The organism is Rhizobium aouanii (assembly GCF_037002925.1).
Classification (GTDB): domain Bacteria; phylum Pseudomonadota; class Alphaproteobacteria; order Rhizobiales; family Rhizobiaceae; genus Rhizobium; species Rhizobium aouanii.
The window spans coordinates 195,733-215,522 of sequence record NZ_JBAMYD010000012.1; the positions used below are offsets into that span (position 1 = coordinate 195,733).

General features: G+C 61.7%; 23 protein-coding genes and 1 pseudogene. 17 read left to right on the forward strand and 7 right to left on the reverse strand.

Annotated elements, in window-relative coordinates; genetic code table 11:
- Nucleotides 1-106 precede the first annotated feature (106 nt).
- Nucleotides 107-1,012, forward strand: coding sequence for a S1C family serine protease (locus tag V8P77_RS21685; protein ID WP_335914190.1), 906 nt, complete (start codon nt 107-109; stop codon nt 1,010-1,012).
- A gap of 257 nt (nt 1,013-1,269) precedes the next feature.
- Here the strand turns inward: V8P77_RS21685 and V8P77_RS21690 are convergent, their stop codons facing one another.
- Nucleotides 1,270-2,283, reverse strand: coding sequence for a LacI family DNA-binding transcriptional regulator (locus V8P77_RS21690; protein WP_335914241.1), 1,014 nt, complete (start codon nt 2,281-2,283; stop codon nt 1,270-1,272).
- A gap of 207 nt (nt 2,284-2,490) precedes the next feature.
- On the opposite strand from V8P77_RS21690, the gene V8P77_RS21695 reads away from it, so the two are divergent.
- Genes V8P77_RS21695 through V8P77_RS21705 form a run of 3 tightly spaced genes read left to right on the forward strand, consistent with a single transcriptional unit; the run spans nt 2,491 to nt 5,547 of the window.
- Nucleotides 2,491-3,405, forward strand: coding sequence for a sugar phosphate isomerase/epimerase family protein (locus V8P77_RS21695; protein ID WP_335914191.1), 915 nt, complete (start codon nt 2,491-2,493; stop codon nt 3,403-3,405).
- 44 nt (nt 3,406-3,449) lie between these two features.
- On the forward strand, nt 3,450-4,373 hold the full coding sequence (locus tag V8P77_RS21700) for a TIM barrel protein (RefSeq protein WP_335914192.1): 924 nt from the start codon (nt 3,450-3,452) through the stop codon (nt 4,371-4,373).
- A 10-nt stretch (nt 4,374-4,383) separates the two neighbouring features.
- The gene (locus tag V8P77_RS21705; protein WP_335914193.1) at nt 4,384-5,547 is read left to right on the forward strand and encodes a Gfo/Idh/MocA family protein; all 1,164 of its coding nucleotides are present in this window, start codon (nt 4,384-4,386) and stop codon (nt 5,545-5,547) included.
- Between the two features lie 27 nt (nt 5,548-5,574).
- Here the strand turns inward: V8P77_RS21705 and V8P77_RS21710 are convergent, their stop codons facing one another.
- The 4 genes from V8P77_RS21710 to V8P77_RS21725 form a co-directional block, all read right to left on the reverse strand.
- Complete coding sequence (locus tag V8P77_RS21710; protein ID WP_017959667.1) at nt 5,575-5,742, reverse strand: hypothetical protein; 168 nt, start codon at nt 5,740-5,742, stop codon at nt 5,575-5,577.
- 67 nt (nt 5,743-5,809) lie between these two features.
- Entirely contained in the window at nt 5,810-6,202 is a 393-nt protein-coding gene (locus tag V8P77_RS21715; protein ID WP_020049215.1) for a hypothetical protein, read from the reverse strand.
- Between the two features lie 175 nt (nt 6,203-6,377).
- Nucleotides 6,378-8,012, reverse strand: coding sequence for a chaperonin GroEL (gene groL, locus V8P77_RS21720; protein ID WP_335914194.1), 1,635 nt, complete (start codon nt 8,010-8,012; stop codon nt 6,378-6,380).
- 51 nt (nt 8,013-8,063) lie between these two features.
- Nucleotides 8,064-8,381 carry a co-chaperone GroES gene (locus tag V8P77_RS21725; RefSeq protein WP_168323103.1) on the reverse strand — a complete coding sequence of 106 codons (318 nt, stop codon included), beginning with the start codon at nt 8,379-8,381 and terminating at the stop codon, nt 8,064-8,066.
- Between the two features lie 511 nt (nt 8,382-8,892).
- On the opposite strand from V8P77_RS21725, the gene V8P77_RS21730 reads away from it, so the two are divergent.
- The 8 genes and pseudogenes from V8P77_RS21730 to V8P77_RS21765 all read left to right on the forward strand — a co-directional run bounded on the left by V8P77_RS21730 (nt 8,893) and on the right by V8P77_RS21765 (nt 13,147).
- Nucleotides 8,893-9,156: a hypothetical protein gene (locus V8P77_RS21730; protein ID WP_222054862.1), complete on the forward strand. Its 264-nt coding sequence runs from the start codon at nt 8,893-8,895 to the stop codon at nt 9,154-9,156.
- On the forward strand, nt 9,153-9,488 hold the full coding sequence (locus V8P77_RS21735) for a hypothetical protein (protein WP_335914195.1): 336 nt from the start codon (nt 9,153-9,155) through the stop codon (nt 9,486-9,488). The genes V8P77_RS21730 and V8P77_RS21735 overlap by 4 nt, the downstream gene beginning before the upstream one ends.
- Nucleotides 9,485-9,814, forward strand: a complete 330-nt coding sequence (locus tag V8P77_RS21740) for a hypothetical protein (RefSeq protein WP_335914196.1) — start codon at nt 9,485-9,487, stop codon at nt 9,812-9,814. The genes V8P77_RS21735 and V8P77_RS21740 overlap by 4 nt, the downstream gene beginning before the upstream one ends.
- Nucleotides 9,805-10,080 carry a DUF1488 family protein gene (locus V8P77_RS21745; protein WP_077976041.1) on the forward strand — a complete coding sequence of 92 codons (276 nt, stop codon included), beginning with the start codon at nt 9,805-9,807 and terminating at the stop codon, nt 10,078-10,080. Before V8P77_RS21740 ends, V8P77_RS21745 begins: the two co-directional genes overlap by 10 nt.
- A 28-nt stretch (nt 10,081-10,108) precedes the next feature.
- Nucleotides 10,109-10,951, forward strand: coding sequence for a transglutaminase-like domain-containing protein (locus V8P77_RS21750; protein WP_335914197.1), 843 nt, complete (start codon nt 10,109-10,111; stop codon nt 10,949-10,951).
- A gap of 233 nt (nt 10,952-11,184) precedes the next feature.
- Nucleotides 11,185-11,364: a hypothetical protein gene (locus V8P77_RS21755; protein WP_077976039.1), complete on the forward strand. Its 180-nt coding sequence runs from the start codon at nt 11,185-11,187 to the stop codon at nt 11,362-11,364.
- A 1-nt stretch (nt 11,365) separates the two neighbouring features.
- Nucleotides 11,366-12,619 carry a 3-oxo-tetronate kinase gene (otnK, locus tag V8P77_RS21760; RefSeq protein ID WP_077976038.1) on the forward strand — a complete coding sequence of 418 codons (1,254 nt, stop codon included), beginning with the start codon at nt 11,366-11,368 and terminating at the stop codon, nt 12,617-12,619.
- 148 nt (nt 12,620-12,767) lie between these two features.
- Nucleotides 12,768-13,147, forward strand: a pseudogene (locus V8P77_RS21765) (VOC family protein).
- Nucleotides 13,148-13,151: 4 nt separating this feature from the next.
- Here V8P77_RS21765 and V8P77_RS21770 read toward each other — a convergent pair.
- Nucleotides 13,152-14,114 carry a LysR family transcriptional regulator gene (locus V8P77_RS21770; RefSeq protein ID WP_335914198.1) on the reverse strand — a complete coding sequence of 321 codons (963 nt, stop codon included), beginning with the start codon at nt 14,112-14,114 and terminating at the stop codon, nt 13,152-13,154.
- A 122-nt stretch (nt 14,115-14,236) separates the two neighbouring features.
- Here V8P77_RS21770 and V8P77_RS21775 point away from each other — a divergent pair, with 122 nt between their 5' ends.
- The 5 genes from V8P77_RS21775 (at nt 14,237) to V8P77_RS21795 (ending at nt 18,610) form a co-directional block, all read left to right on the forward strand.
- Nucleotides 14,237-15,637: an MFS transporter gene (locus tag V8P77_RS21775; protein WP_335914199.1), complete on the forward strand. Its 1,401-nt coding sequence runs from the start codon at nt 14,237-14,239 to the stop codon at nt 15,635-15,637.
- Nucleotides 15,638-15,733: 96 nt separating this feature from the next.
- Entirely contained in the window at nt 15,734-16,111 is a 378-nt protein-coding gene (locus V8P77_RS21780; protein WP_017959655.1) for a hypothetical protein, read from the forward strand.
- Nucleotides 16,112-16,310: 199 nt separating this feature from the next.
- Nucleotides 16,311-16,646 carry a hypothetical protein gene (locus tag V8P77_RS21785; protein WP_335914201.1) on the forward strand — a complete coding sequence of 112 codons (336 nt, stop codon included), beginning with the start codon at nt 16,311-16,313 and terminating at the stop codon, nt 16,644-16,646.
- Between the two features lie 468 nt (nt 16,647-17,114).
- Complete coding sequence (locus V8P77_RS21790) at nt 17,115-17,258, forward strand: hypothetical protein (protein ID WP_003546677.1); 144 nt, start codon at nt 17,115-17,117, stop codon at nt 17,256-17,258.
- Nucleotides 17,259-17,560: 302 nt separating this feature from the next.
- Nucleotides 17,561-18,610: a fatty acid desaturase gene (locus V8P77_RS21795; RefSeq protein ID WP_335914242.1), complete on the forward strand. Its 1,050-nt coding sequence runs from the start codon at nt 17,561-17,563 to the stop codon at nt 18,608-18,610.
- Between the two features lie 152 nt (nt 18,611-18,762).
- Here the strand turns inward: V8P77_RS21795 and V8P77_RS21800 are convergent, their stop codons facing one another.
- Nucleotides 18,763-19,677 carry an SDR family oxidoreductase gene (locus tag V8P77_RS21800; RefSeq protein WP_335914202.1) on the reverse strand — a complete coding sequence of 305 codons (915 nt, stop codon included), beginning with the start codon at nt 19,675-19,677 and terminating at the stop codon, nt 18,763-18,765.
- Nucleotides 19,678-19,790: the final 113 nt, after the last annotated feature.

The window sequence follows — 19,790 nt, forward strand, 5'->3', positions numbered from 1 at the left end:
AATTCCGTCCGATACGGTCTTGCACCCGCCGTCCATTCTCTTACCTATTCAAGGAAGAATGCGCCGGCTTTCGGCCTTTCGCGCCGGCGTCTATCGGGATGAAAGTATGAATATCGATCCGATTTTACGGTCAGTCGTGGCCGTCCGTTCCTCTATTCCGGAAGATGCCTTCACGGCGGAGACGCTGGGCACTGTCCGGGAAGGCAGCGGCGTGGTCATTCGCGACAACGGGCTGGTGCTGACCATCGGTTATCTCATCACCGAGGCCGAAGAGGTCTGGCTGACGACCCATGACGGGCGCGTGGTTCCCGCGCATGCGCTTGCTTATGATCAGGAAAGCGGCTTCGGCCTGGTCCAGGCGCTTGGGGCCCTGAATGCGCCGGCGGTGGATCTCGGCGACGCGGCCACGGCCAAGCCCGGCGATCCCGTCGTGCTGGCCGATGGCATCGGAGAATTCGTCGAGGCAAATATCGTCGCCCGGCAGGAATTTGCCGGCTATTGGGAATATCTGCTCGACGAGGCGATTTTCACAGCACCAGCCCATCCCTCATGGGGCGGCGCGGCCCTGATCGGTTCGGACGGCAGGCTTCTTGGCATCGGTTCGCTTCGCCTGCAAATGAGCCATGGCGACGAGGTTGCCGATATCAATATGGTCGTGCCGATCGACCTTTTGCCGCCGATCCTCGACGATCTCTTGAACCGCGGCCAGGTCAACAAGCCGCCGCGGCCCTGGCTCGGCGCCTTCTCCGCCGAGAGCAATGGCGGCGTGGTGGTCATGAGCGTGGCCGAAGACGGCCCGGCCGCCCAGGCGGGCCTGCGTCAAGGCGATATCATTTCGGAGATCCGCGACGAAGAGGTCGATGGCCTGGCCGATTTCTATCGCAAGCTCTGGAGCAGCGGCCCGGCCGGCGCCGAGATCCCCATACGGATCCTCAGGAACGGCCGGGAAGCCTGGCTGCGCGTCAAATCCGCAGACCGCAACAGCTTTCTTAAGAAACCGCAGTTGCAGTAAGGTTGCGCCAATTCTCCACGCGGCGTTTGAGACACACCTCGCCCTGGAGATTGCCGAAACCAGCCCCTCATCCGCCTGCCGGCACCTTCTCCCCGCCGGCGGGGCGAAGGGGGTATGCCGCGCCCTCTCCGTTCCCACCCACGTCTCGTTTGGCACGTCCCCTCTCCCCGTCAAAACGGGGAGAGGGTTAGGGTGAGGGGCAGTCACATGCGCAAACCGAACAATCGTGCGGATTGTCCAGGCCTCCTTATCCCGCCTCAGAGATTTTCCGGTGTGATCGTCAGGAAGCGCACCGGTTCGGCGCTGACCTCCACCTCGATGAGACCCAGCCTGTTCAGGGCAAGATCTATCGATCGCCTCGCCTGCACCTCCGGCGCCTGGTCGAGCACGATCGACATGATGCCACGACTGAGGTAGTCCTGCGTCTCACCCGTCAATTCGTGGCCGACCCAGAACGGCCGCCTCGCCTTGTTTGCCTCGAGCACCCTGGCAACTCCCTTGTTGTCGCCGCCTGCACTATAGACGCCGATGATGCCGGGTTCGCGCCGGAGGGCCGCGTGCAGCAGTTCGATGGCATTGTGCTCGTCATCGAGGTCGAACATGACCTCAATGAAACGATGTTCGTTTGAACCCTCATTCGAAGCATTGTCCGAGAGATAGCTGGAGAAGCCGCGGATCCGCTCCTTATGATTCTCATAGGCGCCGCTGTGGCAGAGAGCGACGAACGAACCGGGGCGCTGCGCCAGCATGCCCGACATGTAGTGAGCCGCGGTGCGTCCGGCAGCATAGTTGTCGATGCCGACATAGGGCAGTTCGGGGGCCGGACGGGTCATGATCTGGATGACGGGAATGCCGAGATCGGCCGCCTTGCGCACGCTGGTGACGACATCGGCATGGTCGGGCGCAACCACGATCAGCGCCGACCGGCGTGCCGTCGGGTTGGCGATGTAGCGGGCGAATTGCGCCGGCTCATCCTCGCGGACGAAGGTGCGGTGAACGACAATGCTGTCGTCGAGCGAGGCGGCGATGCGCTCGAACGCCCGGTTCAGACGCGAATAGAAGCTGGTTTCCGGACGAACGAGGATCACCTCTATCCGGATCAGGCCGCGATGGGCGACCGGCAGGCTCTGCCGGTATTCAAGCCGTCTTGCCGCCAGGAAGACTTTCTCCACCGTCTCCGGCCGCACGCCGCCGCGACTGTTGAGGACGCGCTCGACGGTCGCGGTGCCAACGCCGGCCTGCATCGCGACATCCTTCAGAGTCACCTTCATCAAGCTCACTCACTCCCAAAGCTGACACAGCAGAGCATCGGCCTGCTGCGCGGTCAATGATCAAATTTGATCAAGGAAGCATTGGAGCATGGGGGCACTGCAGCAGTATCGTGCTGGCAATCCGGGAGGAGCACCGGACGTCCGAAACAAACGAGATCAAGGATCACCCGCCGGTCCGATGCGGCCGAGGGATGACGGAGGAACCAGATGAAGATCGCACTCGACCCGCATATGCACCGTCACCTCAACCTGCGCGACCTCTGCCGCAAGGCGGCGGAACTCGGCTATGAGCATATCGAGCTTTCACCGCGCGACGATTTTCTGCCCTGGTGGGTGCGCCCGCGGGCACACAAGGAACGCATTGCGGAGTTCAAGTCGGCTCTGAAGGATCACGGCGTGCAGCTCGCTTCGATCCTGCCGATGTACCGCTGGGCGAGCCCGCATGAGGACGAGCGACAGGCAGCGGTGCGCTACTGGAAGGAAGCGATCGCGATTTCGGCCGAGATGGGCTGCGATACCATGAATTCGGAATTCGGCCGTGGACCGTCGCCGGATCGCAGCCACCGCGCCAGCTGCTGCGGCGGCATGCATACCCACGAGCACAGCGAGGCTGCCTGGTGGCGCTCGATGGAAGAGCTCGTTCCGGTGTTCGAGCGCGAGGGCGTCACGCTCAACATGGAACCGCATCCGGAAGACTGGTGCGAGACGCTGCATCCGGCGATCGACATGCTGAAGACCATCGGCTCGAAGAACGTTAGGTTCCTCTACTGCGCGCCGCATACCTTCTATTTCGGTGACGACATGGCGCGGATGATCCGCGATGCCGGCCCGCTGATCGCCCATGTGCATGTCGCCGATACCTATAATCACAAGGCGTCATCCGGGCTGCGCTATATCATCAATCCGCCGGGCGCGAAGGTCACCATCCATCAGCACATGGATATGTATCAGGGCGAGATCAATTGGGATGTGTTCTTCTCCTCGCTCGCGGCGGTCGGGTTCGACGGCATCATCACCGCCTGCGTCTTCGGCTGGGAGGAGCGTGCCGATGATTCCGGCCGCTTCATGCGCTCCGAAATCCAGAAATATGTCGACAAATACTGGCCCGGGAAACTTGGCTGATCGTCAACATCCGCCCGGCGCCACCACTTTTCAGGAATAAAACCGTGACCATCACGATTACGACAGCCCCCTGCTGCTGGGGCGTTGATGACGTCAACAATCCAAATCTTCCCGCCTGGGAGCGCGTCTTCGACGAGGCGGCGGCGGCCGGCTATGGCGGCCTCGAACTCGGGCCGTACGGCTACGTGCCGCTCGATGATGCGCTCGTTGCAAAGGCGCTTGCCGAACGCAATCTCTTCATCGTCGCCGGCACGATCTTCGACGATCTCGTCTCGCCTGAAAATCGGGAGACATTGCTGCGGCAGACGGAGGAAATCTGCGCCGTCATCACCAGGCTGCCGCAGCCGGAACAGGTGGCAGGCCAGCGGTTCAGGACCCCCTATCTCACGGTCATGGACTGGGGGCACGACGAGCGGGACTATGCCGCCGGCCATTCGGATCGTGCGCCGCGTCTCGACGACAAGGTCTGGACCGGGATGGTCGCGAACATCACGGCGATCGCCGAACTCGCGGCGCGTAAATACGGCGTGCGCGCCGTCATCCACCCGCATGCGGGCGGCTATATCGAATTCGCCGATGAGGTCGAGCGGGTGGCAGGTGACATTCCGAAGGAGATCGCCGGCTTCTGCCTCGACACCGGCCATAGCTATTATGCCGGCATGGATCCCGTGGAGATGCTTCGCCGCTATGCCGACAGGCTGGACTACGTCCACTTCAAGGATATCGACCAGACCGTCTTCGACCGTGTGCTTGGCGAAAAGATCCGCTTCTTCGATGCCTGCGGACAGGGTGTCATGTGCCCGATCGGCCGCGGCGTCATCGATTACCCCGCCGTCAAACGGACGCTCGAGGAGATCGGCTATCACGGTTTCATCACCGTCGAGCAGGAGCGCGATCCGAGGAATGTCGCCGGCAGCCTCGAAGATGTGAAGCAAAGCCGCGATTACCTCAGGTCGGTCGGATTTTAAGGATAAAACCATGACGAATGACAGGAAAAAGCCGATCCGCTGGGGCATGGTCGGCGGCGGCAGAGGCAGCCAGATCGGCTATATTCATCGCTCGGCAGCGCATCGCGACGACGTCTTTGCCCTTGCGGCAGGCGCCTTCGATATCGATCCTGAACGCGGCCGCGCCTTCGGCCTCGATCTCGGGCTCGACGAAGCCAGGAGCTACCGGGACTATGCAACGATGTTTGCGACTGAGGCCGGTCGGGCCGACGGCATCGAGGCCGTGTCGATCGCGACACCCAACAACACCCATTTTGCGATCTGCAAGGCAGCACTCGAACATGATCTGCATGTGATCTGCGAAAAGCCGCTCTGCTTTACGACCGCCGAAGCCGAGGAGCTGAAGGCGGTTTCCCAGGCGCGCGGCCGGATCGTCGGCGTGACCTATGGCTATGCCGGCCATCAGATGATCGAGCAGGCGCGCGCGATGGTCGGGAATGGCGATCTCGGCGAGATCCGCATCGTCAACCTGCAATTCGCCCATGGCTTCCATAGTGCTGCGGTGGAGGAGCAGAACCCCGCGACGCGCTGGCGCGTCGATCCGAAATTCGCAGGTCCCAGCTATGTGCTCGGCGACGTCGGGACCCACCCGCTTTATATCGCCAAGGTCATCCTGCCGCACCTGAAGATCAGGCGGCTGCTCTGCACCCGCCAGAGCTTCGTCAAAAGCCGCGCGCCGCTCGAAGACAATGCGGTGACCCTGATGGAATATGATAATGGCGCGATCGCCACCATCTGGTCGAGCGCCGTCAATGCCGGCTCCATGCACGGCCAGAAGATCCGCATCGTCGGCTCGAAGGCCAGCATCGAATGGTGGGACGAGCGGCCGAACCAGCTCTCCTACGAGATCCAGGGCGAACCTGCCCGCATTCTCGAGCGCGGCATGGACTATCTCTATCCCGAGGCCAGGATCGACGACCGGATCGGCGGCGGTCACCCGGAAGGTCTCTTCGAAGCCTGGGCGAACCTCTATCGCCGCTTCGGCTTCGCCATCAACAATGAGCGCGGCCTCGCCCCTGCGGGGATCGAAGAGCTGGTCTTTCCCGATGTTGATGCCGGACTGGAAGGGGTGCGCTGGGTGGAAAACTGCGTACGGTCCGCCGACGCCGGCGGGATCTGGCTGGACTATCGCTAGGTCGTCAACCGCGGTGCGGTGCTTTGCTCAGATAAGCGGGTCGTCGTCTTCCGCCGCCTGCGGCGCGCGGCGACGCGTGCTGTCGTTGGCGGCTTTCTTAGGCCCCTCGGCGGCTGCCTCGCGGATTTTCTTGACGCTTTCGCCGGCGTCTTCTGCGGCTGGCTGCGGGTCGTTCTTTTTCACGAAACGGATCATAGGTCATTTCCTGCTTCAACAGTGGGAGCGCTCCGCACATATATCGGAGCGCTCTGGTAAAACGGTGTCAGACGGCAAGCGCCGTGGCGCAGCCTTGAACACTTCGGCTATCGGCTGAAGTCTGCCCAGGCATGGTCGCCCAACCGCCGGCTTCAACGAACTGACGCTGCTTGTAGCCTTCGGTAATCGCCTTGAACTCGATCAGTTTAGCGCTCGCATCCGGCGCCGCCTTGAATCGCTCGACGCAAATGGCCGACGCCAGTTCTCCGCGCGCGGTCTCGCCGGCGGCGGCTGCCGCTTTGCTTGATGTGCCGCCGGTTACCCAACCTCCCCAGCTGAAGCCGATGATCATCGTGGCGATCGCCGTGACGACGCATGCCCAGGCGAGAAGCGTCTTGGATGGCTGGTAACTGTCGAAACGCTGGGTAATCGATGTCTTGCTGCTGCTCTGCACGGACATTGGAATTCTCCCTCTCTGTTGTTCGGATTGTGCCGTCCGGCGACGCCGGACCGGTTCAAGCTGGCCTTAGAACAGGATGATTTTAGGCCGGGTCTAAAATCTGAATCCTGTTCTACATTAAATAGTTAGAGCATGATGTCGTCCGAAAACCGCTGACACTTTTCGGCATCATGCTCTAGTATCCCATAGCGCCCATGCCGCCATTTCCGGCCGCAGGCGCAGAATTTTTTGCGGGAATGTCGGCGATCATCACCTCGGCGGTGATCAGCAGCGCCGCGATCGAGCCGGCGTCCTGCAGAGCAGTGCGCACGACCTTGGCAGGATCGACGATGCCGGCCTCGATCATATCGACATAGGTCTCCGTCTGTGCGTCGAAGCCCTGATTATGATCATTGCTGCCGGCGAGTTTTCCGACGACAATGGAGCCCTCGAACCCGGCATTGTCGGCGATCTGCCGGATCGGGGCTTCGAGCGCCCTGAGCACGATCGAGATGCCCGCCGTCACATCGGCGTTCTCCCCCGTCAGTCCCGTCAGCGCCGACTTCGCGCGCAACAGTGCCACGCCGCCGCCGGGCACGATGCCCTCTTCGACCGCCGCACGGGTGGCGTTCAGCGCATCGTCGATGCGATCCTTCTTTTCCTTGACCTCCGTCTCGGTCGCGCCGCCGACGCGGATGACCGCGACGCCGCCGGCGAGTTTCGCCAGGCGTTCCTGCAGTTTTTCCTTGTCGTAGTCGGAAGTGGTGTCTTCGATCTGCGCCTTGATCTGCTGGATGCGCGCCTGGATGGCCGCTTTCTCGCCGGAGCCGTCGATGATCGTGGTGCTTTCCTTGTCGATCAGCACGCGCTTGGCGTGGCCGAGCATATCGAGCGTGACGTTCTCGAGCTTGATGCCGAGATCCTCGGAAATCATCTGGCCAGCGGTCAGCACGGCAATGTCTTCCAGCATGGCCTTGCGGCGATCACCAAAGCCCGGCGCCTTGACGGCTGCGACCTTCAGGCCGCCACGCAGCTTGTTGACGACAAGCGTCGCCAGCGCCTCGCCTTCGACGTCCTCCGAGATGAGGAGCAGCGGTTTACCGGTCTGTACGACGGCTTCCAGGATCGGCAGCATCGCCTGCAGGCTGCCGAGTTTCTTCTCGTGAACGAGGATATAGGGCTCCTCCAGTTCAACGCGCATCTTCTCGGCATTGGTGACGAAATAGGGCGAGAGATAGCCACGATCGAACTGCATGCCCTCGACGACATCGAGTTCGGTCTCGGCGGTTCGCGCCTCTTCGACGGTTATGACGCCCTCATTGCCGACCTTGTCCATCGCCCTGGCGATCATCTCGCCGATAGTGGCGTCGCCATTGGCGGCAATGGTGCCGACCTGTGCGATCTCGCCTGACGATTTGACCTTCACAGCCCGCGCCTGGATTTCCTTGACGACGGCGATAACGCCGAGATCGATGCCGCGCCTCAGATCCATGGGGTTCATGCCGGCGGCGACGAGCTTTGCGCCTTCGCGGAAGATGGAGGCGGCGAGCACCGTTGCCGTCGTCGTGCCGTCGCCGGCAAGATCATTGGTCTTCGAAGCCACCTCGCGCACCATTTGCGCGCCCATGTTCTCGAACTTGTCTTCGAGCTCGATCTCCTTGGCGACGCTGACGCCGTCCTTGGTAATGCGCGGTGCACCATAGGCCTTGTCGATGACGACGTTGCGACCTTTCGGGCCAAGCGTCACCTTGACGGCATTGTTGAGCAATTCGACGCCGCGCAGCAGGCGGTCGCGCGCGTCGGTGGAGAACCTGATTTCCTTGGCAGACATGATATTTCTTCCCAGTTCGGTCTTGAGTTGCGGGTCACAAATTTTCGACCCTCAGGCGGCTTTGCCGGCAGCCGCTTCGGTCTTTTCGACGATGCCCATGATGTCGGTCTCCTTCATGATCAGAAGGGTTTCGCTATCGATCGTGACCTCGGTCCCCGACCATTTTCCAAACAGAATGAGATCGCCGACCTCGACATCGAGCGGGACGAGATTACCGCCTTTGTCGCGCAGGCCCGGGCCGACTGCGACCACTTCGCCTTGCTGCGGCTTCTCCTTGGCGGTGTCTGGAATGATGATCCCGCCCTTGGATTTGACATCGCCTTCCGCACGCCGAATGACGACGCGGTCGTGAAGTGAACGGAATTTCATAGAGGTCTTTCTGCTGCCGGCGCGTAGGGCGGCTGCAACTCATAAATAGCACCCGTGGCACTCGATTGATAGGAGTGCCAAGAAATATTGTTCACGCAGGGAATTTCTTTAAAAATTCAGGAAATCAATTTGAGCGAATATTTTGTAATAATCAGCAAATGAATAGAATTTTTACGCCATCACGTTCGATTTTATTTAACCGGTCGTCGAGTTAATTTGGCGTTTTTCATAGATAAATCCGAATTTATCTTGATTTAAACTCAATCGAGGCGCAATGATGGGCCTCGTCGATTTGGCCGACTTGGCTTCGCGGTGTCAGAGACCTACGACCCGCCATCACCACTGAATTTTCGATAGCAATCTATGACGTCGTTCCGGCGTTGATTTCGCCTATTCCGATCCGGAATGAGCTTGGCGCTGACCGCGGATGTACCGGCGGCCTCGAGTTCGTCCGGGTGGGATCTCAACGATACAGGAAACGCATCGGTGTCTTCCTGCGGAGGCCTCAGCCGTGACAAGTCGCACCACACAAACCGTCGTCCGCTTTTCATCCCCATTCCGCCTGCCCGGTTTCGACGGGGTGCAGCCAGCCGGAGAATACCGCGTCGATTATGACGAGGAATCGATCGATAGCGTTTCCAGGCTTGCCTGGCTAAGGGTCGGTGCCTTCATCCACCTGCCGGCGATCGCCGCGCAGAGTTCGACGCAGCAGATGATGCCTATCCACCTGTCAGATCTCGAAACCGCGCTCGAAAAGGACCACAAACCGTCATGACCGCTACGCGCATCTCGCAACGCAATGGACGCTCGATCCGGCGCGAGGCAGCAACACATATCTTCAAGGTGGGACAGACTGTCCGGGTGAAGGACGGGTTCCTGGTCGTTCCCTCCAAGCTCCCCGACACATACCGCATTACCGCCACGCTGCCTCTGAGAGGAAATGTGCTGCAATACCGCATCCGCAGTGACGATGAGCGTCATGAGCGGGTCGCGACGGAAGACAGCCTGGAGCTGGTAAACCTATCGCCCGCCGGCAGCGGCGCAACACTGATCGAGAGGACGTTTGGCCATGGCCACGGCCCGAATGACGAAAGGTTGACATCGTGAACAGCCATGAAGACGAAGCCGAACGAAGACGGAATGCCTTTGCCGTCGGCACATGGGAAAATAAATGTGGCGCGCCCGGCCGCTACTCCATGGAGATCGAACACGACCGCCGGATCGAATCCGCCCGTTCGTGGACCGTCTATCGTGTCTCAGCAGGCGTTCCAATGCACTCCGAGCATGCCGTGACCGGCAAGAGCCGTCCGGAGGCCGGGAAAGACATGATGTCCTTCAATCTTCTCAACATAGGATACCGGAAGGAATGGCTCAGGCTGTCGGATGCCGCCCGGAGCGCTCGTCAGACCCCGCCGGTTCAACCATGGCGCTAGCCTTTCTGAATCAAAGCCGCAGCTTCGATGCGGCGAGAAATGCGGTGCGCTTCGTCGGCCATGACGGCATGTTCCAGGTGTTGTTCTTCATCGAGGTTGACGCGCTGGCGAAATCCGACACCACATTGCAAAGAACCGAGCCTTCGGAAACGAGGTGGCTTTCGGCGTTCGACGCCCTGCGCAACTCCATTCAGGACGTGGCACACAAAGCCTATTCCTACCGCCGCCGCGCCTTTTATACTCTAACTGCGGCGGATTTCCGCTAGCGGGATCCGGACGCGCGAGAAACGCTCCATGTTGATCCGTTACGGCTATGAAATCACGCTGACCTGCCCGCAGCCGACCGCATTGGTGTGCCTGTTGTCGGTTCATGATGATCGTGCCGCCGACATCAGAATTCCGGAAACGGTCTTCACCACCCCCAATGTTCCCACATCGACTTATCGCGACCTCTTCGGCAACCGCTGTCTTCGGCTGGTTGCCCCAGCGGGCGACCTGACCATATGGGGCGATGCGACGATCGAAGACGATGGCCAACCGGACAGGTCGCTGCCAGGCGCCAGGGAACTCCCGGTTTCGGAGTTGCCGGATGATTGCCTCGTCTACCTGATGGGCAGCCGCTATTGCGAGACGGATCGTCTTAGTCAAATTGCATGGGATATGTTCGGCACCGTCTCACCCGGCTGGGGCCGCGTTCAGGCGATCTGCGACTTCGTTCACGGCCACATCCAATTCGACTACATGCAGGCGCGATCGACGCGGACAGCCTTCGAGGCGTTTCACGAACGTGTCGGCGTCTGTCGCGACTTTGCGCATCTCGCGGTGGCGCTGTGCCGTTGCCTCAACATTCCTGCCCGATATATCAATGGCCATCTCGGCGACATCGGTATTCCGGTCGTCGACCCGATGGACTTCAGCGCCTGGATCGAGGTTTTCCTCGACGGTGCATGGCATACATTCGATCCGCGCAACAATACGCCGCGGATCGGTCGTATCATCGTCGCACGCGGGCGCGACGCCGCCGACATACCGCTCATCAATTCCTTCGGACCGCATGTGCTGAAGGCGTTTCGAGTCTGGACCTATGAGGTGACGAACCTGCAGCAGATGCAAAGCGTCGCCGAGGGTGCTGGTTAGAACCAGACCTGGGCAGGATGCGGCATGCCCAGCCTCAGGCTGCCGCAGGTAGAACTGCTTGTCCGTTCCCGGTTCATCGCAGCCGCCCGCAGCAGCACCGAGCCGAACTGCGCCCTCCCCCCAAAATCACGTGACAGCGTCGCTCGCCTTGTCTTAACTGAGACATTGCCGGTTCGGGGCCGACTCGCGCCCGGAAGTCGGCGTCGATGTCTTCGAGTGGAGGGCCGCTTCAGATGAAAATCCTTGTCATAGGCGCGGCCGGAATGGCCGGCCGCAAGCTGGTGGCTGCGCCGGGCAATTCCGATGCGAGCCGGGCGCAGGCGCTCGGCTTCGGCGCTGAAACATCCTTCGACGAGATCATTCACGTACCTATCGAGGACGAGCTCGAAGGCCGCCTGCCGGAGCTTTCCTGACATGCTGCTTGGGGCGATTGCCGATGATTTCACCGGCGCCAGCGATCTTGCCAACACGCTTGCGAGAGGCGGCATGTCGACCGTTCAGTTCGTCGGCACCGGCCGCGGCAAGACGGATTGCGAGGCCGGCGTCGTCGCGCTGAAGACGCGCTCAGCGCCGGTCGACGATGCGGTGCGCCAGTCGCTGGAGGCGGCGCGCTGGCTGCTCGAGCAGGGCTGCGAGCAGATCGTCTTCAAATATTGCTCGACCTTCGATTCGACGCCTTCAGGCAATATCGGGCCGGTGGCTGAAGCGCTGCTGCGCCTCACCGGCACCGGCGTCGCCGTCGTCTGCCCGGCCTTTCCGGCGACCGGCCGAAGGCTTTTCATGGGACATCTCTTCGTCGGCGACCGGCTGCTTAGCGAATCCGGCATGCAGAACCATCCGTTGACGCCGATGACCGATCCCGACATCCGCCGCTGGCTGCAGCAGCAGACGAAAGGCGAAATCGGCAGCATTGCGCTCGACGTGGTGCGCTCGGGCGCTGCGGCCTTGCGCAACGGCCTGCGCGCCGAACTCACCGCCGGCCACCGCCTCGTCGTCGTCGACGCCATCGAGGACGACGACCTGGCGACGATCGCGGCCGCGGTCGCCGACCACAAGCTGGTGACCGGCGGCTCTGGCATTGCGCAGGGCTTGCCGCAGAATTTCCGCAACCAGGGCAAGCTCTCAGGTACGGCGGCCGAAGTGCCTCTGGTCGAGGGTCCTGGTGTCGTGATCTGCGGCTCCTGCTCCACGACCTCGCAGAACCAGGTCGCCTGCCACCTGCAGAACCATCCGGGGCTTGCGATCGATCCGGCGGTGCTGATGCGCGGATCAATGTCGGTGGAGCGCGCGGCACGCTGGGTGGAAGCGAATGCCGCCGAAAATCCGATCGTCTATTCGACAGCCGCTCCTGAAGTGGTGAGCTTCGTGCAGCAGCGTTTCGGGCGCGAGGACGTGGCTGAAAAAATCGAGACCTTCTTTGGCGGGCTGGCGCGGCGGCTCGCCGATGCCGGCATGCGGCAGATCGTCGTCGGCGGCGGAGAAACTTCCGGCGCGGTGGTGGAAGCGCTCGGTCTCAAGAACATGATGATCGGGCCGGAGATCGATCCCGGCGTACCGGTTCTCGTGGCCGACCGCTCCGGACCGCTCGGGCTTGCGCTGAAGAGCGGCAATTTCGGAGCCCCCGATTTCTTCGCCAAGGCGCTGGACAGAATCGCCGGCCATGAATGAGCGCGCAGGCCGCTGACGATGCGCCCGTTCGCTGACTTAGAACGACGGTTGAAAGATGTTGTCATCGTGCCATCTTGAGGGTGAGAGAGCTCACACCGGTGATGAGAGAGCTCACACCGGGGATGAGCAGAGAAGGAGTTCGCAGTCCATGTTCGATCATATCTCCATCGGCGTAAAAGACTTGGAAAGAGCCCGCCGTTTCTACGATGCGGCGCTGGCGCCACTCGGATATGAGCGCCTGTCTAATTCCGACACCATGATCGGCTACGGCCCGGAAACGGTCGGGCTCTGGGTGATGCAGGTCGAGCAGCCTGTTGTTGCCGACATGCGGTCCGGACTGCATTTCTGCTTCGTCGCGCCTGATGAGGCGGCGGTCGATGCCTTTCACGCGGCGGCGGTCGCATCCGGCGGCACGGATAAGGTGAACCGGGTGTCCGGCCGGATTACGGGCGCTTCTATTATGCCGCCTTCGTCATCGACCCGGACGGTTACCGCCTCGAAGCCTATTTCCACAAGGGCGAGCTCTAAAAATTCAGGCCGCCGCTCTGGATATGGATACGCGGCAGCCGGAGGCTTCGAGCGCTTGGCTGGCGACGTCGAGGAACAGGCGGCGGAACCAGCGCGCCCGGCCGTCCGCCTGGTCGACGCGGCGATAGAGCATGGTCACGGGATCGGCCGGTAGCGCAAGCGGCGGCGCGCAGATCGTCAGTCCATGCAGTTGCGCCATGCAGCGGCCGATCGATTCCGGCACGGTGGCGATGGCGGGCATCGCCCGCAGTGCCGTCGGCAAGGCGGAAAAACGCGGCACCGTCGCGACCACCTGTCTGACGTGGCCGGTGCGGCCGAGCGCGATGTCGATGCTGGTCGCGGCATTGCCTTCGAACGAGACGGTGAGATGGGCGGCATTGGCGAAATCTTCAAGGCTCAGCGGCGCCTTCAGCCGGAGCTGGGCGGCATCGTAAATGCAGATCGAGGCCTGATCGAACAGCGGCGCACGGATGTGCCAGGAGGCCGGTTCATCATGCACGGAGACGCTGAAGTCGAAGACGCCCTCGTCCAGCCGGCGCGCGGCATCGCGCTTTTCGGAAGCGATGCCGATCAACCGGGCGCCGGGTGAAAGCTTTAGAAGACGGGCGGCAAGCGGGCCGAAGAAAGCCGATTCGAGATTGTCGCACATGCCGATGCGGAACTCGCCCTGCCAGCTTGCCGGATCGAATTCGGCCTGCGGGCGGATGGCGCGCTCGATGCCCGACAGCGCATCCTCGATCGCCGGGGCGATGGAAAGGGCGCGCGGCGTCGGCTGCAGGCCGCGGCCGACACGCACGAACAGTTCGTCGTCCAGCGCCTCGCGCAGGCGCCGCAAAGCGGCCGACAGGCCCGGCTGGCCGAGCAGCAGCCGTTCGGCGGCGCGACTGACATTGCGCTCCTGCATCAGCACCGAAAAGGCCAGCAGGAGATTGAGATCGATCTTGCGAAGCGTGGCATCATTCATCATCGTCAGTAATACCTGGCATGGCTACTATCAATTTGCAATAGGAAAGGAAGCTGTACATTTTCTCGTTCCCTGCCGCCCGGCAACTCCCCCGATGAGGCGGCAGCAAAGAAGGAACGATTTCGATGACTCTTTCCAAATCGCGAAGCGGGGCGGGGCTGGCACTGCTGCTGCTCTGCACCGCCAACTTCCTCGACGCCATGGACGTCTCCACCATCGGCGTTGCCTTGCCTGCCATCCAGGCCGAACTCGGCATGGAGGCGACATCGCTGCAATGGGCCGTCAGCGCCTATGTGCTCGGTTATGGCGGCTTTCTGCTGCTCGGCGGCCGGGTCGCCGACGTCTTCGGCCATCGCCGCGTCTTCCTCTGGTCGCTGGCGATCTTTGCCGCCGCCAGCATCGCCGGCGGCTTCGTCGATAGCGGGCCGACGCTGATTGCCGCCCGCTTGATCAAGGGCATTGCCGCCGCCTTCACTGCGCCTGCTGCCCTTGCGCTGCTGCTCTCCGTCTTCGGCGAGGGAACAGCACGGGCAAAGGCGCTCGGGGTCTTCGCCTCGACCGGCGCCACCGGCTTCGTGCTCGGCATGGTGCTCGGCGGTGCCGCGACGATCTTCAGCTGGCGTGCGACGCTTGTCATGGGCGCGCCCGTGGCGATCCTGACACTCCTTCTTGCGCCGCTGGCGCTGCCGGCCGACCCGAAAAGGACAGGACCGCGGCCGAGCTTCGACTGGGCCGGCGCGCTGACGATCACGCCCGGACTGCTGCTCTTCGTCTTCGGCATCACCAATGCCGCAGCCGCCGGCTGGCGGGCCTTCCCGACCTGGGGTTCGCTCGCCGCGTCGCTGGTGCTGATCCTGCTCTTCCTCGTGGTCGAAGCCCGCCATACCGATCCGATGGTGCCGCTCGGCATGTTCCGCCGAGCCAAGCTCCGGCATGCCAACGCCATCGCCGCCCTCTTCCAGGGCGCCTATGTCGGCTTCCAGTTCCTGGCGACGCTCTATTATCAAAACGTCATCGGCTGGTCGGCCTTCACCACCGGCTTCTGTTTTGCGCTTGGCGGCGTCTTCGTAATGTTCCTGGCGCCACGTTTTGCGACGCTCGCGCAAAATCGCGGCGCCACTGGGCTGATGGCGGCGGGTGTCGGCCTGCAAGCGTTCAGCTATATCTTCTGGGTGACCGCACTCGGACATGTCGACCCGATCCTGCTCGTGCTGTTTTCGCAGATCCCGCTCGGCCTCGGTTACGCCATGACCTACCCCTCAGTGCAGGTCGCGGCCCTTTCCGACGTTGAGGACGATAAGTCGGGGCTCGCCTCAGGACTGCTCTTCGCCTCCTTCCAGATCGGCGGCGGCATCGTGCTTGCGGCGGCCTCGGCAGTCTTCGGCGCCGCACCGCACTTCGGCTGGGACCCCTATGTCGCCGGCATCGCCTTCGTGGCGCTGCTTGCGGTGGCGATTACCTTGCTTGCAGCCGCCGGTCCGCGGACATCGGCCGCCCGGAGACCCAACTATCAGGCGGCGGAATGACCGTCATCAGCCCGCACCCTGACCGGTGCGGGCTACTCATGAACCGGAGCGATATCTGCAGCAAGAATCCCGTTGCGTTGCCTGGGTGAAAGGCGCATGGTCGCAACTTCGGCAGCCAGTGTACGGGCGCTGCCGACTGAGGGTTTTTATACCCTTGCCCCGATGAAAGGAGGACCGATGTCTTCCACTTTCGAAAAGTCGCATCTGACTTCGTCCGATCTCGACATGCTGCAAGGCGTGCTCGACGACGCCGGCTACGACGCCAAAATTCTGATCGGCAACGAACGCGTCTTCAACGTCGCGGCCATACTGTTAATCAGGCTGTTCGAAGAGGGCGTCACCTCACCGGCCATGCTCTCACAAGCGCTCGAACACCATTTCGGCAAGCTGAAGACGCCGCCGAAACCGATAACCCCCGTCTTTAATCGATATGCGATACAGGGATTGCCCCGCGAAAGACGCGTCGCCGGCTAGAGCATGATGCCGAAAAGTGTGAGCGGTTTTCGGACGACATCATGCTCTCACTGATGTTCTAAAGCGCGTCGCGATCTTTCAGATTCACTCCTCGCGCTTTAGGTTTTTGTTTTACGCATGCCGTTAGCGCAAAACCGCTTCACACTTTTGCGCGACATGCTTTAGCGGCAATCGAGCCGCCCGGCTCCGAAGGAATATTGTGCGAAAAACCCTTTTGCTTTGTATCTGCGTCGCAGCGGCCGGTTATTTCGGATGGGTGCAATTCGGGGCTTACCAACAACGCGGGCAGGCTAGAGTTCTTGCTGTCACCGACAAGGAGCGCCGGGTGGCGCTCCTGGAAAGCGATGGCTGCCAGGCGAAAGTGGATCTGCTTCTGTCGATGACAGACCGCCTGCTCAAGGCCGGCGGCATGCTGGTGCCGCTCGATATCGGACGGGACATAGAACTCTGTTTGGCCCGCGGCATCATGTCTGCATCAGGCCGTGCGGAGATGGAAAGAACGAAGCTGATCCGCCTGTTTCCCGTGAATGACTAAGCGCGTCGGAAGATTCATCCCTCGCGCTTTAGCCCTATTGTTTCGCACGCTGTTATCGCAAAATCGCTGCCCAGTTTTGCGCGGCGCGCTTTATCCCCTGTGGAAATATGGCTTTCCTGCGGCGGTGGCCTTAATGGCACCTCAATTTTACTCTATAAGGAGGGCTCGCTGATTTGGCCGATGCGGCATTTGCGGTGACCGGGTTTCCGGCCCCGCCATTTTCCCGATCGCGAAAGCATGGTGACGTCCCGTCTCAACGTCGGGTTTGGCTTTCGGTGACCTCTCCGGTCATCCGCCTCCAGACTGCGATGCGGTTTCAGCAGACATCATTTTCATTCCATCCCTGCGGCCCGGTGTTGTCGGGCTGCCCCTCATGACGATCCCGCGATCTCCGATCGCGACCGACTAGCGGGGCGAATACCACGCAGGCTGCGGCTTTCAATTTCGATCTAAAGGGAGATTTTATCGATGGCAAAAGGACAAGTAAGAAGCAATCGCGAGGTCCGGAAGCCGAAGAAGGACAAGCAGGCAGCGAAGGTGGAAAGCACATTCGCCAATCAGATGAAGACGGCGACCAAAACCGCCCCGCAGGGCAGTGCTCCAAAGAAATAGAACCTCTTATCGAGCCCCCGCTCCGCCCCCGTGCGCATAACAGCGCAAGTGATAGCGCGTCTTGTCGAACGCGCCGCGCTCTGGCGTGACACCATCACCCATTGACATGTTTTCAGAAAAACAGGAATTGCTGTAACCATGACCACTCTTCATACGATGTACCACTTCGACTATCCGCTCTTCCTCATTCGCTCGGCCGTGGTGATTGCACTCGGCTTTTCGGCGATCACCGCCTTTCACGGCGTCACTCTGTGATCGAATCTACGCGCCGCAGCGAGTGCGAGGAAATCCAAGTGGCCCCTTTGGGTGAGCCCGACGACAACCCGGAGCGATCCGCGGAGCAAGCGGCGCTTTTCGCTGAAAAGCGCTGGCTGAAGATCCTTGCCGGATATCGCCAGCCGCGGGCCGGACGTAGCGCCTTCGAGCTTGCCGTCACCGTCGTCCCCTTCGCGCTGTTCTGGGCTGCCGCATGGGCAGCGGTTCATTACAGCTTCTGGCCCGGCCTGATCCTCGTCCTTCCCGCCGCCGCCTTCCTGCTCCGGCTGTTCATGATCCAGCATGATTGCGGCCACGGCTCGTTTTTCGCTCGCCGCCGCGTCGACGACTGGGTTGGACGCACGATCGGCATCCTGACGCTGACGCCTTACGACTATTGGCGCCGGGCGCATGCGGAACACCACGCCTCGGCCGGGAACCTGGACGAGCGCGGCGTTGGCGACATCGAAACGCTGACAACCGCCGAATATAATGCGCTGTCGCGCTGGGGCCGGCTCGGCTACCGGCTCTACCGGCACCCGATCGTAATGTTCGGGATCGGACCGGCATGGCTGTTCCTGTTCAAGCAGCGCCTGCCTTTCGGCATGATGCGCTCCGGCGCCCTGCCCTGGGTCTCGACTATGGCGACCAATCTTGCCATCGTAGTGGCCGCCGCGCTGCTGATCTGGGCGGTCGGGATCGTCCCCTTTCTCCTGGTGCATCTGCCGACCGTGCTTCTGGCAGGTGCCGCCGGCGTCTGGCTGTTCTACGTGCAGCATCAATTCGAGGAAACACATTGGTCGAAGAAGCCGGAATGGCAGTTCCAGCATGCGGCCCTCCATGGCGCCTCGCATTACGACCTGCCGCCGGTGCTGCGCTGGATCACCGGCAATATCGGCATCCACCACGTGCATCATCTGTCGAGCCGGGTGCCTTACTACCGGCTGCCGGAGGTGCTGCGAGATCATCCTGAGCTTGCCGATCTGGGCCGCATCACGCTCATGGAAAGCCTGCGTTGCGTCAAGCTGGTGCTGTGGGACGAGCAGACGAAGCGGCTGGTCTCGTTTCGCGAGGCGGCGCGGCTAGCCACAGCATGATAACGGGGCGTTAGAGCGGTTTAGCTTTCACGGAAGCGCGGAGCCGCTCTAACCTTTTGTTCCTGGAATTGCCAGTAAATCATCCTGTTCTAAATTAAATAGTTAGAGCATGATGTCGTCCGAAAACCGCTCACACTTTTCGGCATCATGCTCTAGCGATAGCCTGTCACATCCGCCAGTCTGCCCGGCTCCTGCACTTCCACCATGTAGCGCCAGCAATCCGGCCGCGAACCGTCGATATCGTCGAAACCATAGGTCTTGGCCACTCCGCCGCTCGACAGCGACTGGCCGTTCCAGCGGGCGCGATCGGGATCGGCAGCGATCGCCGCAACGGCCCGGCCGACGTAGCGCGGGGTTTCGGAAATGGCGAAATGCGGCTGTACTTTCGTCGCTTCGCGCCAGTTCTCCTCGCGAACACCATAAGCATCCAGCATCATTTCGGAGCGTAGCCAGCCGGGCGTGATCGAAACGGCGGTGGCGCCGTGTTTTTCCAAGTCTTGCGCATGCGCCCAGGCCATGCGGGTGACGCCTGTCTTGACGAGGTCGTAAAAGGGCGACAGCCGGTAATGGGTGGCATTGTATTCGGCCGTGCCGTCGGTCATCTCCACCAGCAGCCCGCCGGGCCGCTCGATCATCAGCGGCAGGGCGTAATGGGCGGTGATCAGATGCGTCTCGATGCCGAGCTGCAGCATGCGCAGGCCCTTGTCCAGCGAATGCTCCCAGACGGCCTTGTCCCATTCGAATAGTTTCTCACAGCCCCAGATGTCGTTGACGAGAATATCGAGCCGGCCGGCCTCGCCGCGGATGCGGGCGACCAGCGCCTCGACCTGCCGCTGGACGAGATGGTCCACCTGCACGGCAATGCCCTTGCCGCCGGCTGATGTCACCAGCTCGGCCGTCTCCTCGATCGTCTCCGGTCGGGCATACTCGGATTGCTGGGCACGCGTCGTGCGCCCGGTCACGTAGACGGTGGCGCCGGCGGCGCCGAGTTCCACCGCGATGCCTCGGCCGGCGCCGCGCGTAGCACCCGCCACCAAGGCCACTTTCTCCCGCAAGTTCGCTGTCACTTCTCCATCCTCCACGCTAGAACGCCTCATGCCGTAATGAAGCGCCAAGTATTAGCCAGCGCCCCTTGTTTATAAACGAATGATCGTTTATATATGACCTGAATGCAAGAGGA